This is a genomic window from Alkalispirochaeta americana (assembly GCF_900156105.1).
Lineage (GTDB): Bacteria > Spirochaetota > Spirochaetia > DSM-27196 > Alkalispirochaetaceae > Alkalispirochaeta > Alkalispirochaeta americana.
In genome coordinates this window covers 1-11,573 of sequence record NZ_FTMS01000031.1, presented here as the reverse complement: position 1 = coordinate 11,573, position 11,573 = coordinate 1, and the positions used below count along the sequence as shown (strand labels likewise).

Here is an 11,573-nt window from a genome sequence, read left to right as displayed (position 1 = left end):
TCACAACATGACCTATCAGGAACTCATCGTGCGAATACAGAAACACCTGCCCGGTGAACATAAAGAATACGTCAACTACCTTACGTCACGGTATTGTAGAAGGAAGAAGGCAATGGTCTTGACGCCAGTTTGGTAACAGCCGACGGAATACGTCGCCTGCTTTCCTTTTTACCTCTGCTATCAGATCCTGACGCCAAGCGTGGAGGCGGACCAAGTCTTGATCCCGCAGGAAAGAACACCTTTTCAATCATTCCTGCGATGATCTCAGAATCGGCAGAGGATTTTGTTCAGGATTTTTTCCGTATCCCCAAGAGAAAATGGCACCTGAACGATAATCAGAGGCACCCCAAAATCGCTTTGTGCGGTAGAATCGATAGAAGAGATGACCGACGATTGGCGCACACAGCAACATTATCGCGATAATGCCAAAGAGCTTGGCAGGATTTATGAGAAGGCGGGTGTCACGCACCTGCACCACCTGATCACGCTGTTACGTCCCGGCGACAAGGTGCTCGACGTCGGCTGCGGTACCGGCCGGGACGTGGCGTGGCTGCGCGAGCATGGCTACCAGGCCGAAGGTACCGATCCCTCAAAGGAGATGCTCGCCGAGGCCCGCCGGAGGCACTCGATTCCCGACGGAGTACTCCACGGTGATTCCTTGCCGGGTCTCGAGTCGGTTGGCGGATCCTTTGCGGCGATCACCTGCATACACGTGCTCCATCATCTCGAAGATACCCTGCTCCTGGATTCGTTGTACCGACTCCGTTCGCTTCTGGCACCGGGCGGATTCCTCCTCATCAAGATTCCGTCACACCACGCATCGGTCGCTCAGGGGATACACGCCGATGGCAGACGCTATATTCTCCGGGATCCGGGAGAATACCGGTTTTTCCTTGAGCGGTTGGGTCTCCGGTTGACCGCACAGATCGATGATCACCACGAAGAAACCAGGTCGCTCTGGCATACCCAGGTCTACACGACTCCCCTCTCTGCAGGACTCAACCCGCTAGAGACGGTCGAATCGATCCTCTGGGACGATCGCAAGGTAAACACCTACAAGTTTGCCCTCCTCCGGGCAGTCACCGATCTGGCGGTACATACTACGAGGACCGGCCGTTGGACCAGAGATGGTCGCGTTGCGGTCCCGATCAACATCGTGGCCGAACGGTGGATCGAGTATTACTGGCCCCTTGTGGCAATCGGCGCTGGTAACGACGAGGAGATCCTCTTGGGCCAGCGCGTTTCGGGCAAGCAAGACATGACCTTCCGCAGGAGCCTCTCCAGCCTCACACAACGGTGGGAACCAACCGGTGGATACCCGGCGTTCCGGGCCGCCCTGGACAGGGGCGCCTTGCCATTAGAGCAACAACGAGAGCTGCGCAACGTACTGAACGATATCGGCCGCGGCATCCGCCAGCCCGTACAGTACGCCGGCAACGCGCGAACCGGAAAGAAGCTCTTTGAGATCATCGACGGGGACCTGTACATCGGCGGAACCCTCTGGACGGAGCTCGCCCTGATGGGCCGTTGGATCGAGGACTCGATCCTGATCCGGTGGGCGGAGTTTGTGGCGGACCTGAAACACCAGAAAAACCACGTGACCTCGGAAACGGTTCTGGCACTTCTGCTGAGACCACGCCGTAACGATCATGACACCTCGATAGCCCGGGGTGTTTACGGGGCATCGCTGGCGGCAAAGGGCAACCTGGAATGCGTATGGAGCGGCACTACGATCAGGACGATGGTGCACCTCGAGGTCGATCACGCGATCCCCTGGGCGTTGTGGTATTCCAACGATCTCTGGAATCTCCTCCCCGCCGATCGGACCGTCAACAACACAAAGCGCGACAAACTGCCAAGCCGCCCCTTGGTGGAAGCAAGCCGGAGCAGGATCCTCGGGAACTGGGAAGCTCTCTGGGCGGCGGAACCGGCGATGTTCAGCGCCCACGCCACGCGGTTTCTGGGGGAACCCCTTCATGATTTCGGGAGCGCCAGACAGCAGGAACTTTTTGAGGTATTCAAAAACGCGATCGAGTTTACCGCTTCAAACCGCGCGGTGAAACGGTGGGATATCTAGGTTTTGCTGTTTCAACCTTCCCGGCTGGCGGGTATCAGGGGCGCTGCAAGAGCCGGGCAGCACGGTGGAGGTGTGCCTGGCGAATGGCGGGAGGCATCTTGTCGAGCCTGCGCGGAATCATAGCCATGAACCACTCATAAACCTGGTCGGGGCGGGTGCGGAAGATGCCCTCTACGTTGACATCTTCCGAGGACAGCGCCCTGTATCGTATTGCCCAAATGATCCAGGAAAACCTTAAGACCCTCATTGAGAGGCTTGACCGTGGGATTCACTTCATTACACTGTGGCAGCTGGCTTTACGAGGCTGGAACCTTTTCTTCAGGCAGGAATAACCAGTGTCATTGATGTTTAAACCATCCTTACGGATACACTCCTTTCGCGGACGTCTCTTCGTGGTTTATTCGACCCTGATTATTGTTGTCCTCCTTGCGACGGCCACCCTGTTCTATACCTTTTACCGCAGGTCTGCGATGAACAGAATCATTGCGGAGCAAAACCAGCTAAGCACGGCCATCATAGAGGCGACCGATTCCGAAGTAGCTACCATGGACACTGTTTCAATGAATATATTTTACTCAACCCTGGTAGAATCCCACTTACAGCGGTACATGATGCTCTCGGCTGATGAGGATTTTGAAGAGCGCCTGCGGACACAGCAAGCCTTGATGGATACCATCTCGGCAGTCATTGGCCCATTCCAAATTGTAAATCAGGTAAACATCTACAGCCTGGAAGGGCACATGATTGGAGCGGGGCTCTTCAACCAGCAAATTAACGTCGACCTGCCGAACAAGGACTGGTACGAGCGAACTTCTGAGCTGGATGGAGCAAAAAACCTGACTGGTCCCAAGCCGTTGCAATATATCGATGCCGGTAATTACCATTTTCGAGACAGGCCCTTTCTTTCCATGACCCGATTCTATAAAGACGGCACACTGGAAGCCAAAGGAATTATTGAAGTACTGCAAGACTACAATGCAGTTTTTAGCTACCTGAAGCGCATGCGCCAATATCATCCGAATGCATCTTTTTATGTCCTCGATGCCAAAGGGCTATATGTCTACCCATACAACCCTACCCCCGATACCGCCGGAGTCCATTACCTGAACCTAATCGAACAGCGGAACTGGAAGCCTCAAGCAGCCCATCGCGCAACCGATCCGGACGGCCGACGCCAGCAAATCATAACCTATGCATCATCAGACTACACTGGATGGACTGTCATCGTGGCATCACCGAGCAGCATCGTTTACCAACCCCTAATCCATTTCACGTGGATCTTTCTCGGACTTGGAATGGCGGTCCTGCTCTTGACCTTAATCGTCTCTTTTGCAGTATCGGGGACCATTATTCGCCCTTTAGCTGATCTGCATGCGACCATCGCCGGGACGAACATCACCACACTGCGCGCACTCGACAGCGATACCGGTTGTACACAAGAAAATCTGCGAACCTCGCTGGATGAACTACAAGCCATCGACAGCGCTTTCCGCGCCATGCAGCAGAAACTTAACCAAGCTGTCATCCAACTGGTTAGCGCACAGACCCAGGAAGCGCATGCAAAATTACTAGCCGTCCAAAGTCAAATGGATCCTCACTTTCTTTACAATAATCTGGCGACTATTCAGGCCATGGCCGATGAAGGCATGAACTTGGAAATCAGCCAGTTCACCAAGGAAATGTCCTATATGCTACGCTATATTGCCGCGAAATCGGAGCAGGGAGTTCCTTTGGCCGAGGAAATTCAATACGTAGAAACATATCTGCGGCTCATGAAAATTCGTCTGCAGAGCAACCTGTCATATACTGTGGATATTCCAAACCATATGCACGCCATCGCCGTTCCCAAACTCCTGGTGCAACCGTTGGTAGAAAACAGTATCAAACATGGCTTCTCAGGCACTCCTCCCTGGAGTCTGGCTATCTCTGGATGGATAGAGCCGGTATCTGACCGTCACGCCGTGTCAGAAAAATGGTTCGTCTCCGTTACTGATAATGGCCATGGTTTCTGTCCCGAAATTCTGGCCTCCCTGAATCACTATGCAGAAAACAGGCTGTCTCCTGACGACAGTTGCGGCCAACCATCGGAGGGTATGGGTTTATTAAACACCTATATGCGCCTCAGGCTGTTTTACCACGATGATTTCACCTTTCACGTGAACAACAACCCCGGTGGCGGAGCCACCGTAACTATTGGAGGGACAACATCTCCCGGGGGAAGCGAATAAACCATGGCTGGCTATAATGTACTGGTGGTAGAGGACGAGGATCTGCTGCGAGCCAACCTGGTTCGGAGGATTCACCAGCTGGATCTTGGCTTTACTGTTATTAGTGACGTCATGGACGGCCAGGCCGCTTTAGATGTTGTCCACAAGCAACTGGTCCACCTCGTAGTGACCGACATCCGCATGCCGGTTATGGATGGTCTTGAACTGGCCAAACATCTCTTCTATACAGACCCTAATATTCAGGTGGTTATCATCAGTGGCTACGGCCAGTTTGAGTATGCCCAGCAGGCAATGCATTATGGCGTAAAGGAATACTTAACCAAACCCATCGACGATGAAGAGCTTCGCCGGGTACTGACCCACATCAAAATGTCGCTGGATACCCATTGGGAAGATATCGCCGAAGCAGTGAAATCACTCTCTGAGCGAACAACAGAACATTTGGTGGAAGCTGTAGAGTATTATCTTCGACAGAACTATACCAGGACAATATCTATCCAGGAAATGGCTCGACAGCTAAACCTGTCATCGGAACACCTGTGTCGAGTATACAAGCGTCTGCGATCAGAAACACCCATGCATTACCTTACTGGTTTACGAATCCAGGAAGCCAAGCGATTATTGCTTCAGAATCCAGAAGCTGACATTAAAAATGTGGGCGAGATGGTGGGATACCTTAACCCCCACTATTTCAGTCGGTACTTCAAGAAGAAGACCGGAATGAGTCCCAGCGAGTACAGGTCAGCACACCAAACAAACCAAACGTAAGCAACACGGTCCTGCCAGCGATATTTCTATCGCACTCCGGGCTTCAGATTCCGCTCTCTCCCCTTCAAAACAGCACCAAAAAAGTGCACGCAACTCCCCGTCTTTGTTCATTGTGTGATGAGAATAAGCGACTTACCCTGAATCTTCTTGAATGAACGAAGAGGGAATGAGCCATTGGTGCAACAATCCACACTGCAGGACAGGTCCACAACGTGGCAAACAAAACGCAGTGGGGGATGATTCCCAACATAACGGAGAGGAGGAAAGCCCATGCTAGACATCAAAAGCTTGCACAAAAAGTACCCTTCAGGTCCTGTTGCCTTGAGGGGGGTTGATTTGACGGTACACGAGGGAGATCTTATCGCCCTGATAGGCCCTTCAGGAGCCGGCAAGAGCACGTTGATCCGCTGCATCAATCGCCTGGTAGAACCCAGCAGCGGCCAGATCTTGATGCAGGGCACAGATATCTGTCAGCTGAACTCAGGGGCTCTCAGGAAAGCTCGAAAGAAAATCGGAATGATCTTTCAGGAATATGCACTGGTCGAGCGTTTAAGTGTCATGGAAAACGTTCTGTCCGGGCGCCTGGGCTACGTCAGTTTTTACGCCAGTTTGACCAGGAAATTTCCCCGGGCCGATATCACTGAAGCATTACGTCTGTTGGATCGCGTGGGACTATCAGACTATATAGACACCCGAGCTGATCAGCTGTCCGGAGGCCAACGCCAACGCGTGGGAATCTGTCGAGCTCTGTTGCAACAGCCAGATTTTCTCTTGATCGATGAACCGACTGCCAGTTTGGACCCAAAGACATCACGCGAAATTATGCGGTTAATTACAGAGCTGGTCCAGGAACGCAATATCGCTGCCATTATTAACATACACGAAGTTACCTTGGCCGAGATGTACTCGAAACGAGTGGTGGGACTGAAGGATGGCCAAATCGTCTATGATCAAGCGGCTGGAGGCCTTACCAACGAAGCATTAACTCTCATTTACGGCGAGGAAGACTGGGAAGCGAACAAAACCGACTCTGATGATGCTTTGCATGAGGAGGTAATCTAGATGCAGGCAGCGAATGCAGTCGCACAGCAAACCTGGTCGAAACCTTCACTGATCAAGTCGCCGGTTCTGCGCTGGATGATTCTGGTGGCTCTTGTATTATACGTTGTCGCAGCAGTCAATTCCTTTCAGATCGATGGGCAAAGAATCATTGCGGGTTTGGACAGGGGCAAAACAATGCTTCTGGCTTTCCTGAGGCCAAACTTCGCGGCCAGACAGCATCATATTATCAACGGCATCACAGAAAGTATCACGATGACGATCGTCGCGACCTCTGTAGGGGTGTTACTTGCTGTTCCCATCACCTTGGGGGCTGCCAAGAATATCTCGCCGATTCCGGTATACATTCTGTGCCGATGCCTTCTCGGTATTTTTCGCAGCCTTCATGTAGTCATTTTAGCCATTCTTTTCGTAATCATGTTTGGCTTTGGACCATTTGCAGGTGTTCTGACATTAGTCGTCAACAGCATTGGATTTGTGGGAAAGTTGCTGGCCGAAGACATTGAGAATATCGATGGAGAAGCTCTGGAGGCCATTCGCGCTACCGGTGCTTCCTGGTCCCAGATGGTGCTGTTTGGAGTCTGGCCGCAGATCTCGACACGATTTATTGGCCTTTCAATATATCGCGCAGATCAAAGTTTCCGACAGTCTACAGTCATCGGACTCGTGGGTGCAGGAGGCATTGGAGGGGTTCTGGAAACGGCCATGGGCCGCTACGACTACAACACTGCCGGAGGCATCCTGCTGATTATCATCGTTCTGGTAATTATGGGGGAATATGCATCCAGCGCCATCCGAAGGAGGTTGATCTAATGCCCCTTATCGAGACATCTCCACATAAACAGTGGGTATACAAAGACGCCGGACAGTCACTGAAACGCTACCTGTACTGGCTGGCAGGGGCTCTGATCTTCTTGATTTCGTTCAAATACATCTCGGAAGAAACTATGTGGCCCTTCGTGCTGGACGCACCAGCCCAAATGATAGACTTCATTTCCCGGATGTTCCCACCGGATACGCGTTACATGAGGCGAGTCCTGCCCGCACTCTGGGACACGATTAATATTGCAATCTTTGGCACCTTGGTGGCAGCGTTGATATCGGTTCCCCTGTCGGTACTGTCAGCCAAAAACACAACCCCACATCCTGTTGTCCGCCTGATCGCAGTAACACTGATCGTCACCTCGCGCTCGGTAACCAGCTTGATTTGGGCGTTGCTCCTCGTTCAGATTGTTGGTCCAGGATTATTTGCTGGTATGCTCGCGATTGCAATTCGCGGAGTGGGAATGATCTCCAAGATCTTCTATGAGACGATTGAAGAAATAAATGTAGAACCCATAGAAGCTATCAAAGCCACCGGAGCCTCGACAGCTCAGGTTTTCCTTTATGGCTATATACCCCAACTGCTTCCAGCCTTTGTGGGCGTCACCGTCTACCGATGGGAAATAAACATCAGGGAATCTACCATTATCGGCATTGTCGGTGGTGGAGGGATCGGGTTCCTTCTCAACTCAGCCATCAACCGCTTGAGTTGGGATCAAGTATCCCTCGTCCTCTTTGTTATCCTCGCAACTGTTTTTGTCGCTGAATGGATTTCCATTAAGGCTCGATCACTGGTGGCCTGATCGCCAGATTGGGGGACTGCACCTATGCAGAGAAGCCCCTTCTGGTTCATAGCAGGCCGGGGATGTCGGAGAAGGAACAGGAGAGGAGGTGATAAAACGAATACGACTGAAGGGAAAGGGCCCATGGGGTTACTGCAGAGACAGTATCTCACGATGGATGACAGACGTGTGTAGATCAAAAGGAGAGAAAGATGAAAAAGACGATACCCATGATCATGATTGTTCTTCTTGCACTTGCAATTGTGATGCCATTGACCGCTGGCGGTTCTCGAGAAGACGCATCAGATAGCAAGGATTGGCTGGACCCAGATATTCTTGTTTTTGCCTATTCCCCTGTAGAAGACCCAGCTGTCTATGAGGAAGTCTTCGCTGAATTTATCGATTACCTTTCACAGGAACTGGGACGCTCCGTTCGATATTTTGGTGTCCGCAGTTACGCAGCTCAGGTAGAAGCCATGCGCGCCGGCCGGCTGCATATCAGTGGTTTTGCCTCTGGTTCAGTGGAAGATGCAGTTAATACAGCAGGTTTTGTACCCCAGACGGCAATGGGCAACAAAGACGGTATGATTGGCTACCGTATGGCTATTATCGCTCGCCAGGACGGTAACATTAACACCGTGGAAGATTTGAAAGGCCGCACAATTCCGTTCGTTTCAGAATCTTCCGGTTCGGGCTATTTTGCCCCCCGGGCACTGTTATACGAAGAGTTTGGCATGCTTCCGAACACCGATTATGACGTTCTCTTTTCTGGCTCTCATGACAACTCTATCATGGGTGTGTTCTATGGAGACTATGAGGCGGCTCCCGTTGCCGACGTTGTCATTGGCCGCATGCACGCAGGGGAACGGATTGACAACCCTGCAGATTGGATGAAAACGGTTTACGAATCACCGTTGTTTCCATCCACCGCTTACGGCGTGAGCAACAAACTGCACCCGGATTTGCAGGAAGCAATCAAACAAGCTTTTCTGGAATTTGACTGGACAGGTACAGAGCTAACCAAGCAATGGGAACAGGAAGACCGGTTCGTCGAAATTGACTATGAACAGGATTGGGAAGTCCAGCGGGTCATTCGCAGGGGTAGCCAATCCGTAGCAGAGATTCTTGGCGAATAATCAACACACCGGTTCCCCGCACGGTTTCGGGGGATCGGAACAGAAAGGCGGTGATCCGGAGGGTGGACTTTGAGTGAATCAAGACTACCGAAGGCCCACCGTCTGCCTTTTTGGTGAAAGACAATCCTGCTCTGGTCACGGCGCACAAAGTCTGTGCGCCTTTACCGTCGGCGACGGGATTGGCTACACGCCGATTGATCGTCGGGAGGCAAAGATGTTCTTCAACCTGGTAAGCGAACTCTACGAAAGAACCTCGAAACCAAAAAAGGAAGGTAATTGTGGGATCTAAAACATGCCGATTCAAGGCGGAGATAAAATGGGGATCAGCCGATGAACAGCCTGACGATCCTGCAGTCATGCCTCAGGCGTTGATCACGGCCTGTGAACTATGGAAACAAGCCGGTGGAAGAAGCGGAGCAGATAAGCAACTCTTGGCAGAGATTTGCACACTGACTGCGAAGGCTTTGCGTTGCTCCTTCATCAAGGATAACCTATTCGACGGTACAGAAGACATTCTTGCTAATGACGACATTGAGGGTGAGAATATAACGGTGTATGCAGCCGATTTCTCGAAGGGGTGTGTGCCAACCGTTCGTGCGAGTGCTGAGTTCCAACTACCCATGACCATCGAGTTTGGGAGTCAAGAGGAAGTTGAAGCTTGGGAAGAAGAGAATGACTATCTTGCTGCCGGTGTTAGTTTTCAATTTCTTCCTATCGATGATACCACTGACTACCTCGGCTCTCTCTCTAACCACGAAGAGTTGTCCCTTCGCTTGGTTGAATGAAAGGCATCACTGGTGAACCGGGAATCTTGGCCGGTATTAAAGATCTCCGGCACACCGTAGCGGTCTATCGGTAACCGACAAAAGGACCCCACCTACCGCGGTGGAGCGAGATAACCAATAATCGGGCTCTTCAAGGAGGCCTGAATGACCAGAAAAGAACGAGACGCGTACCACGCCTGCCAAGAGCTCGCGCAATAAGGCAGGGCTGGCACGGCGGACGAAACACGGTCGGACCAGAAGGTCCTGGTTACGGTTGCCACCACTGCATTCCCACGTACCTGACTACAACGAACAGGCTCGCCGTCATGATCAGGCAAAACCTCAACAGACCGCACTGGCTCTGCGGTGGGCCACGCGGCGGACGGTTTGCCACGACCGGTGTCAGGAAGTTTTCTATCCTCTTTCATCTCCATCCTCTCTCAGCTCGCCGATCCCACCAGGAACAACGTGCTTCCAGCGGATTTCCCCGGGGTCGTCGTTTTTCCAACCCCGACATGAGCAGGATAGCATGCGAACGAGTCGTGCCCCCGTACCCCTGGTTTGTCTTGTGTGGCCGTACGTTTTTGTTTAAACTGACGTCAGTCATAGTGGCTTGTATCAATTATCAATCATAGTGTCCGATATCCTGGATTATTATCGTGGAGGGCGTGATGGGATACCAAGTGCCTCTGAAGCCGGGTGTGCGTTGTGATGAGTGCGGTAATCTGCTCTTCGGCTGGTATACCCGACACGGGAACCGCCTTTTCTGCAGCTATGGATGTCAGGAGCGGTACCAGCGCAGGGAAGACGAGTATGAGCAGCGACAGTTTGAACAGGAACAACAGCAACAGGCGCAGGCGGAAGCACGATCGGCAGAGGAACGGGCGAAAAACGTGCAGCGCATTGCAGCCATACGTCACGACCCGAGGTACAACGAAATAAAAATGATAGGGGCACTCGTCGGCAGGACCGACGAGGAGCTTCTCGCGGACTACATGAGCCGCTACGGAGATCCCCTTCAGAATCCATCACTGCTGCAGTCCGCACAACCCTTTCCTTCTCAGACGCACGTGCCGACTGGTGAACCAAAGACAAGTTTTTTCGATGACAGTTCGGCGCCCCCCGCTCAGGCGCAGGTGCAGACTGGTGAATCAAAAAAGAGTTTCTTCGATGACGACCCGGATCCGGCAGAAGAGCGACAAATAAAGATCTTCACCAAACTGGCGGTGGCGTCCATGGTGGACGACATGAAAGCCATGCTGTTGGATGGCGCGGTGGACAGCGAAGTTCTCTGTCATAATGCGATGCAACATTTCCTCACACTTCCGGATCCGAGCATTGTTTCGCATCAGGTTGCGGACCTCATCCTTGCATTCGGCAATCTGCAAGCTCCCCAGCAGACGAGTGTCTGGCCCGAAATCGTGAGCTTCGGAATGACCGACATTGTCCAGAAAGCCCTTGATCGGGGTGCTGAGATAAATGTCGGTAATGATGGGAAAACCCCGCTCAATCTGGCGATCCGACAGCGAGACGTGAATATGGTCAAGCTGTTGCTGGAGCGTGGCGCTGACCCCAACTACTTCCAAACCGGCTTCTTCGTCGATGCAGAGTATGCGGTGCCACCTCTTGTGATTGCGGAACAGGTGGGGGACGAGGAGATCATCGCGCTGCTGCAGGAGCACGGAGCCAGCACGGATACGTGACTCCTTTGAGTGTAGAGGTGTGAACACCCGGCAACCATCCCCATATCATCCCTCATCATTCGCCGAACCGTCGTAGAGGACTTCGCCCGTCTGTTTAGAGATCAGGAGCAAGCGAGAACTTCTGAGTATGAGCCCGTCACTCCACAGTCTTGTCTGATGAGTAAAAAAGGGATAATTTATACTCATGGCCGATTTCGAGTACGACGACAACAAAAGCAGCGCCAATCTTGCGAA

Annotated in this window: 9 protein-coding genes; all 9 read left to right on the top strand. The window is 52.3% G+C overall.

Translation table 11 applies throughout. The features are described 5' to 3' along the window. The first annotated feature begins 382 nt into the window (after positions 1-382). The 9 genes from BW950_RS14140 to BW950_RS14095 all read left to right on the top strand — a co-directional run bounded on the left by BW950_RS14140 (position 383) and on the right by BW950_RS14095 (position 11,339). Positions 383-2,077, top strand: a complete 1,695-nt coding sequence (locus tag BW950_RS14140) for a class I SAM-dependent methyltransferase (RefSeq protein WP_076489951.1) — start codon at positions 383-385, stop codon at positions 2,075-2,077. Between the two features lie 392 nt (positions 2,078-2,469). Then, on the top strand, positions 2,470-4,305 hold the full coding sequence (locus BW950_RS14130; protein ID WP_159438818.1) for a cache domain-containing sensor histidine kinase: 1,836 nt from the start codon (positions 2,470-2,472) through the stop codon (positions 4,303-4,305). A gap of 3 nt (positions 4,306-4,308) precedes the next feature. Further along, positions 4,309-5,073 (top strand): response regulator transcription factor, encoded by a 765-nt coding sequence (locus tag BW950_RS14125; RefSeq protein ID WP_076489948.1) that lies wholly within the window; start codon positions 4,309-4,311, stop codon positions 5,071-5,073. A 270-nt stretch (positions 5,074-5,343) separates the two neighbouring features. Further along, positions 5,344-6,135, top strand: coding sequence for a phosphonate ABC transporter ATP-binding protein (gene phnC / locus BW950_RS14120; protein WP_076489947.1), 792 nt, complete (start codon positions 5,344-5,346; stop codon positions 6,133-6,135). Continuing rightward, complete coding sequence (phnE, locus tag BW950_RS14115) at positions 6,136-6,945, top strand: phosphonate ABC transporter, permease protein PhnE (protein ID WP_076489946.1); 810 nt, start codon at positions 6,136-6,138, stop codon at positions 6,943-6,945. Continuing rightward, on the top strand, positions 6,945-7,757 hold the full coding sequence (gene phnE / locus BW950_RS14110; RefSeq protein WP_076489945.1) for a phosphonate ABC transporter, permease protein PhnE: 813 nt from the start codon (positions 6,945-6,947) through the stop codon (positions 7,755-7,757). Before phnE (BW950_RS14115) ends, phnE (BW950_RS14110) begins: the two co-directional genes overlap by 1 nt. Positions 7,758-7,948: 191 nt before the next feature. Beyond that, the gene (gene phnD, locus BW950_RS14105; RefSeq protein WP_076489944.1) at positions 7,949-8,872 is read left to right on the top strand and encodes a phosphate/phosphite/phosphonate ABC transporter substrate-binding protein; all 924 of its coding nucleotides are present in this window, start codon (positions 7,949-7,951) and stop codon (positions 8,870-8,872) included. Between the two features lie 278 nt (positions 8,873-9,150). Next, on the top strand, positions 9,151-9,657 hold the full coding sequence (locus tag BW950_RS14100; protein WP_076489943.1) for a hypothetical protein: 507 nt from the start codon (positions 9,151-9,153) through the stop codon (positions 9,655-9,657). 650 nt (positions 9,658-10,307) lie between these two features. Continuing rightward, positions 10,308-11,339: an ankyrin repeat domain-containing protein gene (locus BW950_RS14095; protein ID WP_143559274.1), complete on the top strand. Its 1,032-nt coding sequence runs from the start codon at positions 10,308-10,310 to the stop codon at positions 11,337-11,339. The last annotated feature ends 234 nt before the right edge of the window (positions 11,340-11,573 follow it).

What these genes read in the sequence shown, in the direction of transcription:
- BW950_RS14140 (WP_076489951.1), top strand. Translation starts at nt 383, where the DNA reads ATGACCGACGATTGGCGCACACAGCAACATTATCGCGATAATGCCAAA.
- BW950_RS14125 (WP_076489948.1), top strand. Translation starts at nt 4,309, where the DNA reads ATGGCTGGCTATAATGTACTGGTGGTAGAGGACGAGGATCTGCTGCGA.
- phnC (WP_076489947.1), top strand. Translation starts at nt 5,344, where the DNA reads ATGCTAGACATCAAAAGCTTGCACAAAAAGTACCCTTCAGGTCCTGTT.
- phnE (WP_076489946.1), top strand. Translation starts at nt 6,136, where the DNA reads ATGCAGGCAGCGAATGCAGTCGCACAGCAAACCTGGTCGAAACCTTCA.
- phnE (WP_076489945.1), top strand. Translation starts at nt 6,945, where the DNA reads ATGCCCCTTATCGAGACATCTCCACATAAACAGTGGGTATACAAAGAC.
- phnD (WP_076489944.1), top strand. Translation starts at nt 7,949, where the DNA reads ATGAAAAAGACGATACCCATGATCATGATTGTTCTTCTTGCACTTGCA.
- BW950_RS14095 (WP_143559274.1), top strand. Translation starts at nt 10,308, where the DNA reads ATGGGATACCAAGTGCCTCTGAAGCCGGGTGTGCGTTGTGATGAGTGC.